Genomic DNA, 18,454 nt, shown 5'->3' on the forward strand with positions numbered 1-18,454 from the left:
GTGAACCGTTTTGTTGACGGGATCAAGTCCCACGGGCCATAACGTTCTACCCCGGCTACTATCAATCTATAAATTGAATAAAAAATAGTCAACCAGATTTCTCTGGCTGACCTTATAATACGATCGGGCCAGATTGTTGAATAAATAACAAGCTTTTAAGAATTGTTGCAAAACGAGTGTTCGGGAAACGAGGATATAAAATTACAGTTACATGAAGGGGAGAAACATTAGGTGTGAAAAATAAAGATCTAATAAATAGTTTAATACCACTAGGGATGATTTTCGGTTCTGCAATTGGTGTAATTTTTGGCATATTTTTCGAACCAATTTCTCAAGGATTTTCAATTGCTATAGGAGCTGGAATTGGGTTATTACTTGGATCTATCGCTTATGGATTTTATAGTCAGAAAGGGTAGAACTACAACTATTGGGCGCATTTCTTTAATAAGGAATGCGCCCTCCTCCATTAAATGGCCAGATTGTGGAATAAAAGACTTTTATGAAATGTTACCTAACGACGCATTGGGAAGGTTTATACTTTAACGAACGAGCAGAATAGTACAAGTGGAAATAATGGTTTACAATTGATAATATGGTAATTAAGGGGTGTGGTGTTGTTTTGGATAAATCAACGATAAAGGAATTATTAAACTGGGTTAAGTCTACAGTGATAACGTGTGTTTTTGTTATCGCTACGATGACATTTATTGTTTCCCCAACTAGAGTAGGTGGTACTTCAATGATGCCAACATATGAAGATGGAGACTTCGTTTTAGTAAATAAAATTGGTAAGAAAATTTCTGGTATTGAAAGATTTGATGTTATCGTATTCAAAACCCCTAATGATGAGATTTATATTAAACGTGTCATAGGATTACCAGGAGACCATATTGGTTATGAGAATGACACCCTTTATATAAACGATGAAGCCTTGGAAGAACCTTATTTAGATTTGCATAAAAAACAACTACTAGACACTGGTACACTAACACAAGATTTCACTTTACAGTCTTTAACAGATCATTCAACGATACCAGAAGGCTACTTATTTGTTTTAGGTGATAACAGGAGAAATAGTATTGATAGTAGATATTCTAGTGTGGGATTAGTACCAATGGAAAAGGTATTTGGAAAAACCTCTATTAGATTTTATCCATTTGATAGTATAGGTATTGTTAAATAACCGCATTTTTCAGAGCCGATAAGTTAGATGGTTTAGTGTTACAAGGGTTAATAAAATATACAAAACGAATGCAAATAACGTTCCCAAATGAAAGCTTGGTAACAAACCACCCTTTGGCAGCTTTTATGGTAGCATTCTAGTACGAGGTGATGAATTTTGAATAAAATTAAACTTGGTGCTAATCAAGGATTTATTGAAATAAATTTAGACGAAATAACAGATTGGCAGACTCAAGGAACAGTGTCCATTCAAAGTGGGAATTACTATGTAATGAATGCAGAAATTTGGATTACGATAGATGAGCTTATTTCGTTATATCTACAGCTACAAGAAGCTTATAAAACATTAAAAGGGAATATTACATTTTTTAATTTAGATAGAACGTTGTATTTCACGCTTCAATTTAATCCATTTGGACAAATTAGTCTGGAAGGTAAATTTCAAGAATTCCCTAGTCAAGAAAATAAGTTGGAATTTGAATTTGCGATAGACCAAAGTCATTTACCTGCAACATTGTTGAGTATGAAAAAAGTTGTTGAACCATACATTCAGCTAAAATCTAAAGAGTGATATTTATTCAATACCATTCACAATAACGTTCCCAAATCAAAGCTTGGTAACATTTCAAACAGCGACAAACACTGTTAAATCGGTGTTTGTCGCTGTTTTTTTATAGAAAATAACACTCTGAGACGCTGTGAAAAATAATTATAAAGAAGACTGTTCGATCCACTTGTTCTGAATGGCGGTAACATATAAATAGAATCTCAATGAAATGTTATCAAAGGACGCTTTGTGAAGGTTTTTTGGCACTTATATCGAATTATATAGTTGAGAACTAGCAGTAATGAGGGGGTCTGAAGTTTGCTAGAAACTATTTTGGTATTGTCATTTTTTTTAAATCCTATCTGTGCATTAATTTTTTCACTTAATCTTTGTTTTCTAATTTTAAAAGCTGCAAAAGGTGACTTCGATAAAGTTAAAATAAATATCATTTCTATTTGCATTTCATTTGTATTTATTATTTTTTCTTTAACTTGGTTATTTACAAAACTGCCAGAAGCCTAAAATTTTGATTTAAAGTATTAAAATATTGTGTATTAATCATACATAAAACGTTCCTAAATGAAAGTTTGGATAGGGGCCGAAATCCAAGAAATGCTGTTAAACCAACATTTCTTAGGTTTTCCTTTGAGTATTGTTAATACAGTTTTTTATGCAAATATATAAACAGGGCAACGATAGTACTTTTCAAGATTATGCAGAGTGTGTTATCTGAATAAAAACCTGTATATTTGACGCTTTAAAACTGCATTTTTTTATCGTTCCTATACTTCAATTACAGGGCCATTAATTGAATAGCGATCTTCAACAATCGGGCGCGATTCTGTAACAGGGATCAGCGCCTTTCTCCATTAAATGGCCAGATTGTTGAATAAGGGGTCTAGTTAGATTTATGCGGATTTACAACAGTAAGGAAAGAATTGTTATCAAACTTCGCTGTGGTAAGATTTTTTATTCAACGAAGCAGGTTACAGTAATAAGGATTTTGAATTCGCCCTGATATGAAGATGAAAGTTGGTACGAAAAAATGGGGAAATGACAAGTATAATTCACTATTGCACGATAATGAATTATACTTGTATTGTTCAAAACGCAAAGAGATGATTCAGAATAAGTACAATAGGTTCGGAGGAAATATGGATGATACGATTTGAAAATGATTATGCAGAAGGTGCTCATAAACGCATTCTGCAACGAATAATAGAGACCAATGAAGAGCAGACACCTGGCTATGGTATGGATGAATACTGTGAAAAAGCCAGAAATTACATAAGAAAAGCGTGTGATGTAGAGAATGCAGATATCCACTTTTTAGTTGGAGGAACACAAACCAATACTACGATTATCTCTTCTATATTACGTCCGCATCAAGGTGCAGTTGCTGCAATTACTGGTCATATTGCAGTACATGAAACGGGAGCAATTGAAGCCACTGGTCATAAAGTACTTACTTTACCGAGTGATGATGGAAAAATTCAAGCCGCACAAGTAAAAGAATTATTTGATACTCATTGGAATGAAGGCGCTCACGAGCATACGGTTCAGCCAGGCTTGGTTTACATTACTCACCCTACCGAGAATGGGACGACTTACAGTAAATTCGAATTAGAGGAATTGAGCAAAGTTTGTAGGGAATGTGATTTGCCGTTAGTTTTGGATGGCGCCCGATTGGGATATGGTCTAGCTTCAAAAGACAGCGATTTATCCTTAGCAGATATTGCTAGACTTTGTGATGTGTTCTATATCGGTGGAACGAAAATTGGAGCATTGTTTGGGGAAGCCGTAGTCATCATAAATGATAACCTGAAAAAAGATTTTCGGTATTTAATCAAGCAAAAGGGAGGAATGTTAGCTAAGGGGAGATTATTAGGAATTCAGTTTGAAACCTTGTTTGAAGATGGCTTATACTATGAAATTTCTAATCATGCCGTAGAAATGGCGATGATTATTCGAAAAGCGTTTGTTGAAAAAGGATTTTCATTACGATACGATTCCAAAACAAACCAACAGTTTCCCATCTTGCCTAATGATGTGTTAGAGAAATTGTCTGAAAAATATTCTTTTACGTTTTGGGAAAAAGTGAATTCTACACATAGTGTTATTAGATTTTGTACTAGTTGGGCTACAAAAGAAGAGCATGTTGAAATGCTGATAGAGGATATTAAAGAATTAGAATCGGAATCTGTGAATGTGTGAAGGAATACACTTCAACTAAAGGATGCTTAGTTCAATAACGATCTTCAACAATCTGGCGCATTTCTTTAATAAGGAATGTGCCTTTCTCCATTAAAGGCCATATTGTTGAATAACATTCTGTTAAGAAAAGTTACCAAGCGATCCTTTGGGGACTTTTTGTTACAAGAATAACCACGATAAACTAAAAAGACCAGCAAAGCTAATTTAGCCGAACTGGTCTTTTTTGTAGATAAGAAGTTATTAGGATGCGTGAATTAATTTATTCTACTAAAGTTGCCGTGATAGTAGGAATACCCAAATTATTCAAGCCATTATATGTACCGTAAACTGTAATTTTAGCACCATAGTTTGTGTCAGCTAACGCGTAATTTTCAATGCCATACATACCAGGCTCTTTACCTTCTGTAGTAAGTACAAATTCAAAATTAACGCTTTCTTCTGTTACTAATTCAGATACTATGCCTTTGGCAAAAACTTTAGTACCAGCTTTAACTTTATTTTCGTTAACAGCAATAAAATCTAATTCAATTGCTTCACTCTTCAATTTTGCGTTTAATTCTTCTTGTGTTGATTCAGATGTCACGAACCCCGTTTCAACTTCTGTGGTTGGTTTTTCTTCTTCGCAAGCTGTAAGTAGTATTGCTGATAATGCCCCTAAATATAATAATTTTTTCATATACACAAACCTCCTTTCCTTTACCATTTTAGAGAATTAAATACTATATGTATACCAAATAAATCCAATATCGTTCCCAAATCAAAGTTTGGGGACACAGAAAAATGAACTTCAACAATCGGGCGCTTTCCTTGAACAAGGATAAGTGCTCATTTTTCATTAAAAAGCCATATTATTGAAAACATTCTTTTATGAAAGGTTACCAAACGAGGTTTGGGATTTTTTTGCGCTGTGAAATGCACATTTACATTTCCACTTTTCATCATATGGAACAATATTCACTTCATCCTTCGTTAAACCTAAATTCATCTCTCTCCACTCTAAACTTACTTAAGTCTAGAAATATGAGGTACTCCATACAAATATATTAAACAAAGGTGAAATATGCTAAAGTGATACTTGAAAACCCGTTATACTTCATAAACAACCACCCTAAATTTCTTTCATAAAACTCGAATGGAGAACCAACATGAATACAAATCTAACAATCAAAAAAATCGATAACATAAATGACTTTAAATTAGGCTACACTCTCAAGCAAAAATTAACCGACCTAGAATGGCGTATTCAATCTAAGAAATTTTCCGAACTATTTGCCCAAATTTCAGAGGATACTATAAAAGGCATTGCCATTAGCTGGACAAGCCCTTTTCACCCTTATGCAAAATATATTGATGTCATAGCTAACGACTCATCTTATGAACTGATGAATCACTTACTTGCTGCCACTGCTAAGCATGATAAAATCATTTTATCATGCTGGGACCATGAATTAGAAAAAATACAGTTGTTGAAACAATTTCAGTTCAAACTGTTCCGCAAAACATACATTGAAACTTACGAAATAAGCCTATTATTAAAACAGTTAGAACAAGAGCAATCAACACAAACACTCATCCCATTACTCGAAATATTAAAAGAACCTACTTTAGAACAGAATCTTTTTGAACTACTAAAATACAACTATGAGCAAACCCATTTAGATAATCCTGCAAAAGACGTTCCTTGGCAAACTTGGAAGGGAATTTTATTAGACGATACACCAGACTTTAATTTAAGCTTTGTAGCAGTTGAAGAAAATAAAGTAATGGCCTACATTTTTCTTCATCCCGTATCACAAGACCATTACGAAATAGGCTGGGTTGGCGAGAATAATCCCACAAACCTTCTTCAAATTCTGAAGCAACAGCTTATCCAATTACAACGCCAAGGTGTCAAAACAGTCGAATTTGAAATCGACACAACTAACCACATGGCATGGCAATTCGCAGCGTTACTACAATTAGAAAAGAAAAAAAGCTGGAATTCTTATTATTTAGAGACAAAGTGAGTATGTTTATAGATTTGTAAGATTAATGAATGAAGTATGCACAAATATTACTTCAATTACAGGGGCTATAGTTCAAAAATGATCTTCAACAAACGGGCGCTTTCCTTGAATAAGGAAAGGGTCTTTTTACATTAAAGGGCCATTTAATTGAATAACACTTCTAAATTAAAAAGGGGTTTTATATTAATATTGGAGTGGGTTTGTGAAACAATGTACTTAAGCTAACGCGCAGAAGAGTTGAACAAGGATAAAGTATATTTATGGTAAAATACAGTAAAGCGGGGTGAACGAGTTGAAAAAAGTTATTAGTTTATGTTTACTGTTGTTCTTAGCTGCTTGTCAACCTGTTCAGGTATATGATAGCTCTAATATTACGGAAGAAGTAGTAGTAAAAGCTTTGCAAGGCAATGGTGTTAACTTGTTAGAAGCTGAATTTCCGAAAAGTGTCTACGGGTCAAAACTTGAAAATGTGAAACCAAGAGCTTATGAGGTAAGTGGAAAACCATTTTTTATCTTCGAATTCAAAACAGAAAATGATTTAGATAAGGGCAAAAAAGAATTTGCTAAAAAGACAGAGACAATGAATCTGGTTTCTGCGAGTAAGTTCGAAAAGAGAAATATACTTATTTTTTATGTACATGGGCAAAATTTAAATTCAGATAGTGTGCCATTTGAAAAAGAAATACAGGAGGCATTAGACGGCATTAGTGAAGGATAAAAATCGGTGTTATCGAATGAAAATGTTCCCTTAAAGGGCGCGATTCTGTATTAAGAATGAGCGCTCGTTTTCATTAAAGGGCCATTTAATTGAATAACTCTCATCAAGAAATATTTGGATATTTATGTTAAAGTTTAATTGAGTTTGTGAAGCAATTTACTTAAACTAACGGAGGCTTTACTTAAAGATTATTTAGTTACATAGGCAGCACTTTTTTCTTATTGACCTATAGGGACAGATTGTTTAACAGAGGTAAAGTAGCAGAGGGGTGAGAAACTTTTGGTTCATAAAATCGTTTATCCAGTACTGATATTCATTATTTGCGTATTATTAGCCATTGTTATCTACTTGAATCATCGAAATGCCACAAATGACTTTTATCATTTAAGATTATCGGGAGAAAGTCCTCATTGGGAGTTAGATGGTTACCAAGTAGAACTGACTTCAGGGATTCTTAATTCGGGAAATGGTAAGCTTCGTTTTAAAACACGAGGGAATGATTATACTACTAATTATTTTGTCTTTGAAATGAACGCCGTTATAAACAAGAAAGATATAACCCTGCAAAGTATAGCAGTCTCAGGAACTGAAGATTTTAAAAACGAGTTTGATACTGGAGCTATCGAAGGACCACCACCAATAACGAAGGATGGAAAGGCCATAACGTTTAAAGATATAGATAAAATATACGCGGTGATTCATTGGGAAGGACAAGACGATGGAATAGCACACAAAGAAATTATAGATTTGTATGAGCTAGCCAACAAAAACTAAGCAATAATGCGCGAATGTTTAATAGGCGTCACCGTTCTTATTAAACTAAACCAGCTAATAGAAGTTAATTGTTATTCCAGAAAGGGCGCGATTCTGTAACAAGGATCAGCGCTTGTTTTCATTAAAGGGCCATTTTATGGAATAAAAATAAGAAATACATAAGAATTTATGTTAAAATTTTTCCGAGTTTGTGAAATAATGTTCTTAAAATAACGGGGTAAGTTTGTTTAACCTGAAAATTCCACGTTGAATCTGATTGAAGAAGGGTTCAACGCTTTATAATTGAACTTATAATTTTAGCAGTGTAGTAATTAAGTGAATAATATTAGGGGGATGGGAGTTCGTGAAAGGAAAACGTTTACTATTAAAAACGATATTAATAGGCCTTCCAATCGTTGTGTTTCTTCTTTGGATTACCGGTTCTATTAATTTATGGTTTTATGGAATTGGTGATATTGCTGAAAACGTAAAGGATTATTACCTTGAGTTAGAACCAATAGATGGTGAGTATTCCGTAATGATTGATCTAAGTGACCCTAAAAGTAACGAAGGAAAATTTCTTTACAATGATAGTGAACATCAGATTTACGTGTCCGATATAATTGTTCGAAATGAAGCAGATTACGAAGTGTTTTTTCGAACAAGTGGTAAATATAATTTACATGGTGCAACGTTAGTATCTGGTACTGAACATAAACGCGTACAGGGTGGTTTTACTTACAATTTCTTAGCAACTGCAAAGGCAACTTATCGTGGCAATACTTTTAAAATATACGAGTCTGGTACATCTGGAATAAACTATAAAGATGGAGATTACTTTGGATTATATTTAATCCCACATGATACAGAGGTAACTATAGATATTTCAGAAAATCCTATTATAGAAGTTACACTCTCCAATCTTATTATGCATAAATGGGGAAGAAAATAATTGTACTGATTAAGGATTACAAATGAGATATCTGACCTAAATTGTTTTATTCAACAATCGGGCGCTCATTTTTCATTTAAGGGCCAGATTCTTGAACAACATGCTATTAAGAAAGTTGCCAAACGACGCTTTGGTAACTTTATTCCATTTACTTCGTTTTAATTAATATCATGTTAAAATTGATGAAAATATAATTTTGAAGTGAGGTGTATAAATGCAAAAAAAATCAAAGTTAATTTCTATCTTACTTGTCATCAGCTTAGTATTAAATTTATATTTTGGAATTAACAGTTATATCAAAAGTACATATACGCCGAACTTAGATGATCAGGACATTTTAGCGGAAATGACAAGCATGGTCATTCAAAGCAAACAATATAAGGAAATTGCTTCAAGAGAAACGGTTTATGCAATTAAACAAGGGGTTAATCGATTTAATGTTGCGAATCCATCGTCTATTTATCATTATGGAATTTATGTAAAAACGGAAAAGCAGACGTATATGTTTAGCTGTACGGATAAAGCTTGTACAGACGTTTCGAATGAAGGTTGGACTTATTCAAGATATAGTGAAGAAGAACCTATATTACCTTTGAAAAAAACTGACTAATGTATTTCCTATGGTTAAGGATTTATAAGGTATACAAAACAAACCTAAAAAACATTCCCAAATGTAAGTTAGGGAATAACCCCCTATTCAATTGAATGAGGGGTTATTTTGGCTGCTAATGATTGTTATGTTCCCTAATGACACTTCGGGAAGGTTGTAGATTCGAAATTGGATATTTATGTTAAAATAAAATAGTGCATGGAAATGAGTTTTAATTAAAGAGGGGATGTTCGAAACAAGTGAAAAAATATAAAGAAATGACGAATAGAAAAACTACTTTAGTCCAATATTTTTATGTTGGAGCTATGTTGCTATTTTATTTTAGCTATATTTTATTAGATAATTACCGTTTACATCAATCTGAAAAGTGGAAATCCACGAATAATCTCACGTTAGAAGATGTTCAAACTATTCAACAATTAGCATCCTTAAATGCTGTTTTTGAATGGTTATTTATAGTTTTATTTATAATCGGAGCGTTATTCTTTCTATATAAGAAAAATAGAGAGAAGTTGGTCCAGTTTATCATATTAAACGTGTGTTTCTTTGCTGCTCTTTTTTTAATTAGCTATATTTCATCCTTTTTCTTACGATCACCTATTGGGAACTTAACACAACCATTATTCCCAACAGCTTTTTTACTTGTACTATTAATGGTCTATTCTTTTTTGATTTCCTTAAACAAACGATTAAGGAAAAGCATATAGATTATCTATATTAACTTATACATTATTCATCAACCGTTCCCAAATCAAAGTTTGGGGACACAGAAATATGAACTTCAACAATCGGGCGCGATACTGTAATAAGGATCAGCGCTTGTTTTCATTAAAGGGCCATTTAATTAATTACACTTCTAAATTAAAAATAGGATTTTATGTTAATCTTGATGTGAGTTTGTGAAACAATGTACTTAAGCTAACGGTGCAGTTTTCTTTAATAAGCAGGAATGATTTTTTGCTAAGCAAAATGAAATACTTATATTCTTTTATCGTATTAGATCATAGTGGTATTATTCCGTAATAAGATTAATTGGAATTAATTTAAGTGAAATCGTAGGGAGAATCTTCTTCCTACTTTTTTTATGAAAAAATGGATATTATTTAAGCTAAATCATGAACTAAATTGTCTAATGTATAGAAGGGAGTGAGTTTTATTATTCGTTTAATTAAAAAAGCTCAAAAAGGAAATGAGAAAGCCTTTTTAAAACTGTTTCAAATGTATGAAGCAGATATATATCGAATGGCATTTGTCTATTTGAAGAATGAAGAGGAGGCTTTAGATATTGTACAGGAAACGGCTTATAAAGCATTTGATAAAATTGAAAGTCTAAAAGAGCCTGCTTACATTAAAACATGGCTTATTAAGATTGCTATTAGTAGTTCATTAAATCGTTTGAAAAAGCTAGAAAAGATTGTGCCTATGCAAAACGAATACATAGACATTATGCAGTTTGAACAGGGTGACCCAACCGTTAAAGTCTTGCTACAACAAATACTAGAGGAATTAACAAGTGAGGAAAAAGGAATTGTCTTACTGAAGTATTACGAGGGCTATACGTTTCAAGAAATTGCTGATACGCTCCATATCCCGTTAGGAACAGTAAAGTCAATCCTATATCGTGCATTGAAAAAGTTACGTGTTCAAGTAGAGGAGGCAGATTTTTATGGATAAGTTAAAAAAATCAGTAGCGTCGATTCCGTTGCCGCAGGATTTACATAAAAGAGCGAAAATGGGTGTTAGCCAAGTACGGAAAAAAAGGAAGAAAACATGGCTCATCGCATCTGCAGCTACCGTATTTCTAGCTAGTTCCATTACAGTGGGTGCTGCAATGAATGACCATGTGAAAAATTTCCTATGGTATATTAGCCCGGACCTAGCCGCATTACTTGAACCAATAGAAAGCACGGTTGAACAAGATGGCATAAAAATGAACATCGTTTCAGCCATGCAGGATGAAGATATGGCCATAGTGTATGTGACAATGCAGGATCTTGAAGGGAATCGTATTGATGAAACATTGGATATTTATGATTATTTCATGTCAAAAGGACGGTCTTTTACTGTTGAAAGAATTGGTTTTGATGCTAAAACGAAAACAGCCTTAGTTAGATTTATGTCGTTTAATGGGAGTAGTACAGATAATTTTAAGCTGAAAATCCGTTCTTTTTTAAGCGATAAGTCAGTGTTAGAGGATGTAACATTCCCACTAGATTTACAAGATGTAAAAGAACAACAAACAGAGCTTTTGCCAGATGGGACAATTCGAGGTGGAGCGTCCCCAGGAGAGAATGTATATGTACTACCCGCGGGTAAATTGAATATTCACACCCAACTATACTATGGAATGCGAATGACAAATATAGGACTTCATAATGACAAACTCTATGTGCAAATAGAGTGGCCAGCCAATAATGCGATTGATCACGGACAATTTTATTTAGTAAATCAAGCCGGGCAGAAGATTCATCCTACAGAGAGTTATTTTTACGGGAGAGATGAACAAGGAAAACCAATTTATGCGTATAATTATGAGGAAAATATATTTGATGTGAAGGATATCGATATAGCTGAGTATGAGTTGCAGGCAAAGATTTATACAGCTGGTCAATATGTGGAGGGAGATTGGGAAGCATCCTTCAAACTCGAAGAGATGAGAGGGCAGTCGGTGCCATTTGTTTTGGACTTTGGTGACTGGATAGCGAAAGAACTGAAGATTTCCCCATTGGGTTTAACGATCATAGGGGAAGGCGATGCGACAGAAACGGAAGAATTAACGGCTACAATTGTTAATAAAGACGGAAGCCACAAGGAATTGACAAGTTTAGTTTCCTTCACGGATGAAAATCAAGTGAAACTGAAGTTACTGTCTGAGGAACCATTAAAGCTTGAACAAATTAAATCCATTATGGTTAATGGATTTAAAGTGAATTTTTAATATGATAGGGCGGTACTGGTATCAATCGGTCCCCCTCTTTCACTAACGCTGCGGATTTGTTAAAGATAGCTTTTTTAATTAAACACCGTAATAATGGATTTTATCAGGAGGGAAAAGTTGTTTAAGTATTTGATACAACTCATCATTGGAATTTTTATAGTAGGAATTTTAGGCATTGGGAGCTATTTTCTATTTGGACAAATTGGAAGTGATGAAAAGCTCACTTATGAAGGAGAAAATGAAAATTGGGAGGGGGTGCTAATATGTTTGCTAAGAATGAGGTATTTAATTATGATAAATTTACGTTAACCTCTTTAGGTGGTAAGGTTTATGAATACGTTATAAATGGATATGCAAAAACTATTAACAATAAAGAGATAGGGTTAGAATTTAATAGAGATGACATTGAAGTATTCGAATCTATAACGCAAGAGTTTAAGAGTTTTAAAGATAACCAAACACCATTCATGAGTGCTAACTTCTATTTAAACGGAAAAGAGGTTTTAGAAATGGAGTTTAAATATGTGGGTAGTGGAATAGCGGAAATGTATGATTTGTTAGTAGGACAATGGTATTTAACAGCAGAGCAATTAGGGATTGAGCTATTAAATGATTAGATGAATATTTTGTGATATTATTATTTACAAATATTTAAAATAACCAATTATGATAGCATTTGAAATTTTTTCGAATAAGTATCGGTAGCACATCATTAATTGGTGTGCTTTTTCTATTCCTATCCCACTCGAAGCAACCTCACATAACTGAGGAGCTTATTACTGTTACCAAACACTGAGCTTGCAACAACTAAACAGTTTGAAATGCTTTGAAAGCTTTTTGAAGTATTTCAAACAACCTAAAACAATTTAAAATAGTTTAAGATTTTTTAAAAGTATTTTAAAAGGTATTAAAAGGTTTAGTTTCTAAGGGGGTACTTTGAAGCTTCGCAGAACAGGATTGTAAGCAAACGAGATTGGTTCAAGTGGATAGTTGGTCATGTGGATTCATCTCACAGAGCGATTCTAAGAAGCTTTCTTGTGACCGTTGAGAGCATAGCAAAAGGACTTGCGTGTAATTTTAGCACAAGTCCTCAGATTGTGGTGAAGGTTATTGTTTCTATGGTTAAAAAGTAATAGTTATCCCTCTATTTGTCGTTAATATCTAACATCCTATACCAAGAAAAAATAATAGAAACTATGCTAACACTAACAAGTATGCTCCCAATAACTAAGAAATTATTTGTGTTTGATTGCATTATTAACTCATACTTTCGTGTATCAACTACTCCCGTTATTGTGTTTAACCAAATATCAGCTATGGCAGTTCCAAAACTAACACTAAAAAAACTTAATATTAATCCCGTAATTCCTAGATATGAACCTACAATGATTAGTTTTCTGTATTTTTCCATCTATTTCTCCTACCTTTGCGTTTTAGTTAACTAATTGAAAAATCATTCTTAAATAATATTATAACAGAGTGTTATGTAATTTTATGGAAAAAAGACAAATGTGCATTTATAAATATTGACTATACAACAACAACCGTAGCAACCTCATAGAGCAATTTAACGAGCTTGTGAGCATTGTTAGTGGAGCAGAGGAATCATTTACACAGGTTGTCTGAATGAAGCTACAGAGCCAACTATTGAGCGACAGGGGCTATGGTGAGAGCATAACAAAAGGACTTGCATAATGAGATTCAATCATACACGCAAGTCCTATTCTTATTGGAGAGAAGCACCTGTTTGTAGCACGACTATCTACTTACCATAACGGAGTCAATAAATAATAATATTAATAAGATACCGACAATATATTTAGAAACTTGCTTTAGCTTTTCATTTTCGTATGTTTTATTTAATAGGAAAAAGAATCCTATTACCCATATGCCATTTTTAAAAAAGGTAAAAGTAATACTTCTGAGCATATTAAGAATAAAGTATATGTCCATTGTTTCACCTCACTTTCCCTTGATATAGTTGTTTGGAAAGTTCTGCAATTTGGCTCGATTGTTGAATAACCGAATAATCAGTTGTTGGTTATATTTTAACATATTTACAAATATTGGTTCAATGGGTTTGTGTAAGTGTAACAAGAATGAATGACCGTTACCGCAACGATACGATAAGCTCCAAACCGCTACTAATCTAATCAATTACTAATCCATGATGAACCACATCATAAACCTGTATTAATTGTACCAATGGATAAATAGATGAAAGAGCAGAGAGTTACAGGTCAAAATGTTTCGTTGATTAAAAGTGGATGATTTTACATAGATAATCATTATGATAGAACGTATGTTCTGACGATGACGTTTGTAAAGGCATGCCTTTAACAACTATTCGTAAACAATCAAAATATAGTTTATAAAGGTATTGTATTTATTTGGTAAACGTTTATTATGTAATCATAACCTTAATAAACAGATAGCGAGGAATCAACATGACAAACACAAAAGTTTTCGGCTATGTTCGTGTCAGTGACAAGGGACAGAATGTAGAGCGTCAAGATATTAAGATGTTAGAGCTAGGAGTAGTGGAGCGTGACATATTCGTAGATAAGGCAAGTGGTAAGAATTTTGAACGTCCACAGTATCAAGCTTTAAAGAGTGTCATTCGAGAAGGTGACCTAGTTTATATTGATGCTTTAGACCGTTTAGGACGAAACTATGATGAAATCAAATCAGAATGGCAATATATAACTCGTAAGGTGAACGCTGATATTGTGATTTTAGAAAATCGAGAGCTTTTTGATAGTAGAAAGTTCAAAACGATGGGTGACATGGGGAAGCTAATGGAAGACCAATTTCTATCATTGTTGGCTTATGTAGCTGAACAGGAGCGTAAGAAGATGTTACAGCGTCAGAAAGAAGGCATTGCCGTTGCTAAAGCTAATGGAAAGCATTTAGGTAGACCACAATTAAATCTAAGTACAATTACTAAGAAGCAACGTGCAGATTTAGAAGCTAACTATCATGCATGGAAGAGTAAGACTATCACAGGTGTTCAATTGGCTGAAATGTTGGAGTTAAAGAAGAACACTTTCTATAAGATTGTGAAGGAATACGAAGCGACATTGAAGTAAAGAAAAGTTATAAGAGCGACATAGACTAGAAGTTTGTGTCGTTCTAATATGATTTACTGGTAATCATATTAAAGGTAAAATGTATATTGGATATATTTGTTAAGGGGGATTGTAGAATTGGATGAAAATCAGTATTTGAGAACTATGATTGAAACCGTTAAGTATGTTGATTTCAATCGAAAAGAAGAACTAATAGGTATTCTTAACAACTCAATTGTGACATTTGATAAATCAAATTCTTTTACAACTAAATCGTGGCAGTTTTGGGGATATATTGACTTACGAGTTCCGATACCTATGTTTAGTGTCGCAAAAGAATTAAAAAGTGATTTAGAAAAAGTAGCTTCAATGGTTTATATGGAAAGTGAATCTTATGATTTCGGAGGCTTATTTATCAAGCCTAAGCCAATTGAACTTAATAATGAAGTGGTTGAGCATGATGTTGTTTTTGATGGTATTAAAGATACAATTATTCAAGGAATCAGAGAAGCGAAGTACACAATTTGGATTGCTGTAGCATGGTTTACTGATAATGAAATTTATAATGAATTGTAGATACGAAAACAAGAAGGTGTTCATATTAGAATCATTACTTCTGATGAAGAATCTAATAATTATTTATTAGAAAAGTTGGAAAGTAATTTTGAAGTGACTAAAGTTCCTTTACAAGGGTATTATTTATCTAATCGACTGCATGATAAATTTTGCATAATAGATTTTGAATTTGTTATGCATGGCTCTTATAATTGGAGTAAAAATGCACGGAATAATAAGGAAACGTGGGCAACAGCTATAGATAGAAGTTTTGTTAAGAAATTTGCTGATGAGTTTATGCAATTGTACAATGAGAGAAAATAAATTGTATAGAGAGTTTCATATTGTTATTTGAGTAAAATTTATATTTTATTTATATAAATTGTTGAGAAAATGTCAAAAAATTGTCTCTGAAAATTATAAATAGGTATAATTTATATAGTTACTTTGGCTATGAAAGAGGGTGCTTACCTATGAAATACATTCCAACCGTTCTTATTTTTACAATAATACCTGCTGTTGCAACGGTAGTGGGATTTTTAATACCTAATTTAGAACCATTACTAAGATGGATTATTGTATGTGCTACGAGTTTTATTTATTTTATTATGACAACAATCTACTTTATGTTCAAACAAAATAAGGCAGAAGAAAGCGTTAAGAAAGTTGAAGAATTAAATAAAGAACTGTCTGGAAATATAAGTGCATACAAAGAATTTATTCATAAGAGGAAAATATTTAGAGTACATAATTTAGAGAGGATTAGCTCTATAATGAATGAATATAATGGATACCTTAGAGATAGTTTTCGGGGAAAAGCACATGAAGATATGAGAAAAGAATTTCAAACTATAAAGACTGAAGTAATTAAAATAATTGATGATGAAAAGAGGGAATTTGATGACCAACTATTCAGTGTTTCAAGTGATAAAGATAATTGATGAATATAGTGTTGTTATTAATGGAGGTCTAGATGAATCAATCTGTAAAGGTGATGAAATTGAGATATTTGTTGAGGGTGATGTTATAACTGACCCATTTAATGATAATAAAGAGTTAGGTACTTTAGATTTTATTAAAGCTTCTTTAGAAGCAGTTGAAGTTTATAGGAATTTCTCTGTTTGTAAAAAATTTGAAGAAAAAGAAGTGTATACCCCTTCTGCTATTGAACGTGTAATTGCGCCTATGGGGCAATTTCAAGGAAGTACAAAGATAGTAAAGACACTTAAAAAAATTGAAATTGATGAAAAAGAAATTACAGGTAGGATAAAAGGTGATTCAATTATTAAGATTGGAGATAGTGCTCGTTTAGCTATTACAGGATAATTCTTGAAGTAGTTTATTATTTTTAGTTGCACTGTAAAGGATAGAATAGGTTCTCAGAATGGCTTGTGAGTGTTCCTGTAAGCCTAAATGAACGGGTCAAGTGAGTTCCAATGAGCGTACAGAGCAAGCTCAGATGTTAGGGAAGCAGTTTGATAAAATTAGTAGAGAAGCGGGATAAACAAAGTGTTTATCTCGTTTTTCAATTGGAGAAAAGGCTTGGTTCAAGATTAAATAATAGTATTAAGTTGTAGGTCATTTAAGCCAAACAATCATCCGTGGAGCTATATGAGCATCTGTTAGCCTCCCTATGAGCGAGGTTGATTCATTCTGTGGAGGAGCAGTGAACGCATGTGGAGCTTATAGTGAATAACTTGTGGGGGGCATGGTTTCCGATATTTCGGTATGTGTATTATGGAATGGTACTAGACCTGTTACACGCACACACCGAGAGAAGAAAAACGAAACGATGTTATCAGTACGATTTTGTTTTTTATGGCGAAAGCAGTAGTATATAGTCTAAAAGAAGAGTGAATGGCAAGTTTAGTCACTTACTCTTCTTTTTAATGGTTTAAATCTTAATGAAATTCGTTAAACTAAACTTTTCAGAAGCAATTACGATGGAGCTATCGGCTATATGTGCATAGCGTTTTACCATGTCATATTTAGAATGTCCAAGTATCAGTCTTAATTCTTCTAATCCTCCTCCATTTTCAAGCCATTTTGTAGCGGAAGTATGTCTAAATAAATGAGGATGTACATTTTTAGTGAGATTTGCTAACGTAGCGTATTCTTTTAAGCGTTGGTTATAGTTGTGTCGATTGTAATAGTTGAATTCACTAACAGCAAAAATATACTCACTTTGAAAACTATACTCATTTTCTTGTATTAATTGATTTAACAACTTCACTACTTTTTTACTTACAGGAACTGTTCGGGCTTTTCGATTTTTGGCGACACTTGCACGTACAATAATCAAGCTTACTTCTTTGTTTAAATCGGCTTTTCTTAAAGTAACAGCTTCTGATACCCGTAGCATTGTATCAAGTAAAAATACAGTTAGTACATAATCTCTAAAAGTTGTATAGGAGCTTTTATCCATGACAGCTAGTAAAGCATTTATTTTTTTTTCTGAAAGCACCTCAATTAGCTCTACAGGCTCATTTACTTTAATAATGTGTAATAATGGGTTTGAATCGACTAAACGGTTTCGCATAAGTGTATTAAACATGACCTTCATTGTCTTAATGCGAGTATTAATTGTAGATGGTTTCAAGCCTACTTCTTTCACTGTTTTTGTTTTAATGTCTTTAAATTGGATATGCTCAAATTGCATGTACATAACCCAATCTCTAAATATTTCTGTATTCATTGTTTCAATTGAAAATGAACGGTTCTTTTCGTTTAAGTATTCGCAAAAGAATTTGAAGTTTTCTTGATACTGTTTTAGCGTTCGTTCAGCATTACCCTCAGAAGTTTTAATGCTCAAGAACTGCTTAAATAAATAACGAATATCATTTTGTTCCGTTGTGGTTTGAGCAATGGTTTTTTTCGTATTACGTCTTTTCTTCATAGAATTCCTCCTAGA

Annotated in this window: 22 protein-coding genes; 19 read left to right on the forward strand and 3 right to left on the reverse strand. The window is 33.1% G+C overall.

From position 1 onward, the window contains the following. The first annotated feature begins 233 nt into the window (after nucleotides 1-233). The 5 genes from AAFN87_RS16830 (at nucleotide 234) to AAFN87_RS16850 (ending at nucleotide 3,943) form a co-directional block, all read left to right on the forward strand. Nucleotides 234-416: a hypothetical protein gene (locus AAFN87_RS16830; RefSeq protein WP_347792226.1), complete on the forward strand. Its 183-nt coding sequence runs from the start codon at nucleotides 234-236 to the stop codon at nucleotides 414-416. Between the two features lie 176 nt (nucleotides 417-592). Continuing rightward, nucleotides 593-1,183, forward strand: coding sequence for a signal peptidase I (lepB, locus tag AAFN87_RS16835; RefSeq protein ID WP_347792227.1), 591 nt, complete (start codon nucleotides 593-595; stop codon nucleotides 1,181-1,183). A gap of 156 nt (nucleotides 1,184-1,339) precedes the next feature. Then, complete coding sequence (locus tag AAFN87_RS16840) at nucleotides 1,340-1,753, forward strand: WapI family immunity protein (RefSeq protein WP_347792228.1); 414 nt, start codon at nucleotides 1,340-1,342, stop codon at nucleotides 1,751-1,753. 294 nt (nucleotides 1,754-2,047) lie between these two features. Next, nucleotides 2,048-2,251: a hypothetical protein gene (locus tag AAFN87_RS16845; protein WP_347792229.1), complete on the forward strand. Its 204-nt coding sequence runs from the start codon at nucleotides 2,048-2,050 to the stop codon at nucleotides 2,249-2,251. A 636-nt stretch (nucleotides 2,252-2,887) separates the two neighbouring features. Beyond that, nucleotides 2,888-3,943, forward strand: coding sequence for a threonine aldolase family protein (locus AAFN87_RS16850; RefSeq protein ID WP_347792230.1), 1,056 nt, complete (start codon nucleotides 2,888-2,890; stop codon nucleotides 3,941-3,943). Between the two features lie 259 nt (nucleotides 3,944-4,202). On the opposite strand, the gene AAFN87_RS16855 is transcribed toward AAFN87_RS16850, so the two are convergent. After that, nucleotides 4,203-4,619, reverse strand: a complete 417-nt coding sequence (locus AAFN87_RS16855) for a hypothetical protein (protein WP_347792231.1) — start codon at nucleotides 4,617-4,619, stop codon at nucleotides 4,203-4,205. Between the two features lie 469 nt (nucleotides 4,620-5,088). Between AAFN87_RS16855 and AAFN87_RS16860 the strand changes: the two genes are divergently transcribed. The 9 genes from AAFN87_RS16860 (at nucleotide 5,089) to AAFN87_RS16900 (ending at nucleotide 12,537) form a co-directional block, all read left to right on the forward strand. Further along, nucleotides 5,089-5,949 (forward strand): hypothetical protein, encoded by an 861-nt coding sequence (locus tag AAFN87_RS16860; protein WP_347792232.1) that lies wholly within the window; start codon nucleotides 5,089-5,091, stop codon nucleotides 5,947-5,949. A 292-nt stretch (nucleotides 5,950-6,241) separates the two neighbouring features. After that, a complete protein-coding gene (locus tag AAFN87_RS16865; protein WP_347792233.1) occupies nucleotides 6,242-6,667 on the forward strand; it encodes a hypothetical protein in 426 nt (141 codons plus the stop codon). Between the two features lie 279 nt (nucleotides 6,668-6,946). After that, a complete protein-coding gene (locus tag AAFN87_RS16870) occupies nucleotides 6,947-7,441 on the forward strand; it encodes a hypothetical protein (protein ID WP_347792234.1) in 495 nt (164 codons plus the stop codon). Between the two features lie 343 nt (nucleotides 7,442-7,784). Then, on the forward strand, nucleotides 7,785-8,372 hold the full coding sequence (locus tag AAFN87_RS16875; RefSeq protein WP_347792235.1) for a hypothetical protein: 588 nt from the start codon (nucleotides 7,785-7,787) through the stop codon (nucleotides 8,370-8,372). A 214-nt stretch (nucleotides 8,373-8,586) separates the two neighbouring features. After that, nucleotides 8,587-8,982 (forward strand): hypothetical protein, encoded by a 396-nt coding sequence (locus AAFN87_RS16880; RefSeq protein ID WP_347792236.1) that lies wholly within the window; start codon nucleotides 8,587-8,589, stop codon nucleotides 8,980-8,982. Nucleotides 8,983-9,221: 239 nt separating this feature from the next. Next, nucleotides 9,222-9,689, forward strand: a complete 468-nt coding sequence (locus AAFN87_RS16885; protein WP_347792237.1) for a hypothetical protein — start codon at nucleotides 9,222-9,224, stop codon at nucleotides 9,687-9,689. 439 nt (nucleotides 9,690-10,128) lie between these two features. Further along, nucleotides 10,129-10,656, forward strand: coding sequence for an RNA polymerase sigma factor (locus AAFN87_RS16890; protein WP_347792238.1), 528 nt, complete (start codon nucleotides 10,129-10,131; stop codon nucleotides 10,654-10,656). Continuing rightward, the gene (locus tag AAFN87_RS16895; RefSeq protein ID WP_347792239.1) at nucleotides 10,649-11,920 is read left to right on the forward strand and encodes a hypothetical protein; all 1,272 of its coding nucleotides are present in this window, start codon (nucleotides 10,649-10,651) and stop codon (nucleotides 11,918-11,920) included. Before AAFN87_RS16890 ends, AAFN87_RS16895 begins: the two co-directional genes overlap by 8 nt. 263 nt (nucleotides 11,921-12,183) lie before the next feature. Beyond that, nucleotides 12,184-12,537, forward strand: a complete 354-nt coding sequence (locus tag AAFN87_RS16900; protein ID WP_347792240.1) for a hypothetical protein — start codon at nucleotides 12,184-12,186, stop codon at nucleotides 12,535-12,537. Between the two features lie 527 nt (nucleotides 12,538-13,064). Here the strand turns inward: AAFN87_RS16900 and AAFN87_RS16905 are convergent. Beyond that, nucleotides 13,065-13,331 (reverse strand): hypothetical protein, encoded by a 267-nt coding sequence (locus AAFN87_RS16905; RefSeq protein ID WP_347792241.1) that lies wholly within the window; start codon nucleotides 13,329-13,331, stop codon nucleotides 13,065-13,067. A 1,036-nt stretch (nucleotides 13,332-14,367) separates the two neighbouring features. On the opposite strand from AAFN87_RS16905, the gene AAFN87_RS16910 reads away from it, so the two are divergent. The 5 genes from AAFN87_RS16910 (at nucleotide 14,368) to AAFN87_RS16930 (ending at nucleotide 16,869) form a co-directional block, all read left to right on the forward strand. Beyond that, a complete protein-coding gene (locus AAFN87_RS16910; protein ID WP_347792242.1) occupies nucleotides 14,368-15,009 on the forward strand; it encodes a recombinase family protein in 642 nt (213 codons plus the stop codon). 117 nt (nucleotides 15,010-15,126) lie between these two features. Further along, on the forward strand, nucleotides 15,127-15,564 hold the full coding sequence (locus AAFN87_RS16915) for a phospholipase D-like domain-containing protein (RefSeq protein ID WP_347792243.1): 438 nt from the start codon (nucleotides 15,127-15,129) through the stop codon (nucleotides 15,562-15,564). Beyond that, nucleotides 15,565-15,867 carry a phospholipase D-like domain-containing protein gene (locus AAFN87_RS16920; RefSeq protein WP_347792366.1) on the forward strand — a complete coding sequence of 101 codons (303 nt, stop codon included), beginning with the start codon at nucleotides 15,565-15,567 and terminating at the stop codon, nucleotides 15,865-15,867. Between the two features lie 149 nt (nucleotides 15,868-16,016). Beyond that, the gene (locus tag AAFN87_RS16925) at nucleotides 16,017-16,484 is read left to right on the forward strand and encodes a hypothetical protein (protein WP_347792244.1); all 468 of its coding nucleotides are present in this window, start codon (nucleotides 16,017-16,019) and stop codon (nucleotides 16,482-16,484) included. After that, complete coding sequence (locus AAFN87_RS16930; protein ID WP_347792245.1) at nucleotides 16,444-16,869, forward strand: hypothetical protein; 426 nt, start codon at nucleotides 16,444-16,446, stop codon at nucleotides 16,867-16,869. The genes AAFN87_RS16925 and AAFN87_RS16930 overlap by 41 nt, the downstream gene beginning before the upstream one ends. 568 nt (nucleotides 16,870-17,437) lie before the next feature. Here the strand turns inward: AAFN87_RS16930 and AAFN87_RS16935 are convergent. Then, the gene (locus AAFN87_RS16935; RefSeq protein ID WP_347792246.1) at nucleotides 17,438-18,439 is read right to left on the reverse strand and encodes a tyrosine-type recombinase/integrase; all 1,002 of its coding nucleotides are present in this window, start codon (nucleotides 18,437-18,439) and stop codon (nucleotides 17,438-17,440) included. Between the last annotated feature and the right edge of the window lie 15 nt (nucleotides 18,440-18,454).

Origin of the sequence: Solibacillus sp. CAU 1738 (assembly GCF_039888725.1) — a bacterium.
Classification (GTDB): domain Bacteria; phylum Bacillota; class Bacilli; order Bacillales_A; family Planococcaceae; genus Metasolibacillus.

Coding starts and splice junctions, on each gene's coding strand:
- lepB (WP_347792227.1), top strand. CDS start 593: ATGGTAATTAAGGGGTGTGGTGTTGTTTTGGATAAATCAACGATAAAG.
- AAFN87_RS16850 (WP_347792230.1), top strand. CDS start 2,888: ATGATACGATTTGAAAATGATTATGCAGAAGGTGCTCATAAACGCATT.
- AAFN87_RS16855 (WP_347792231.1), bottom strand. CDS start 4,619: ATGAAAAAATTATTATATTTAGGGGCATTATCAGCAATACTACTTACA.
- AAFN87_RS16860 (WP_347792232.1), top strand. CDS start 5,089: ATGAATACAAATCTAACAATCAAAAAAATCGATAACATAAATGACTTT.
- AAFN87_RS16880 (WP_347792236.1), top strand. CDS start 8,587: ATGCAAAAAAAATCAAAGTTAATTTCTATCTTACTTGTCATCAGCTTA.
- AAFN87_RS16895 (WP_347792239.1), top strand. CDS start 10,649: ATGGATAAGTTAAAAAAATCAGTAGCGTCGATTCCGTTGCCGCAGGAT.
- AAFN87_RS16900 (WP_347792240.1), top strand. CDS start 12,184: ATGTTTGCTAAGAATGAGGTATTTAATTATGATAAATTTACGTTAACC.
- AAFN87_RS16905 (WP_347792241.1), bottom strand. CDS start 13,331: ATGGAAAAATACAGAAAACTAATCATTGTAGGTTCATATCTAGGAATT.
- AAFN87_RS16910 (WP_347792242.1), top strand. CDS start 14,368: ATGACAAACACAAAAGTTTTCGGCTATGTTCGTGTCAGTGACAAGGGA.
- AAFN87_RS16925 (WP_347792244.1), top strand. CDS start 16,017: ATGAAATACATTCCAACCGTTCTTATTTTTACAATAATACCTGCTGTT.
- AAFN87_RS16930 (WP_347792245.1), top strand. CDS start 16,444: ATGACCAACTATTCAGTGTTTCAAGTGATAAAGATAATTGATGAATAT.
- AAFN87_RS16935 (WP_347792246.1), bottom strand. CDS start 18,439: ATGAAGAAAAGACGTAATACGAAAAAAACCATTGCTCAAACCACAACG.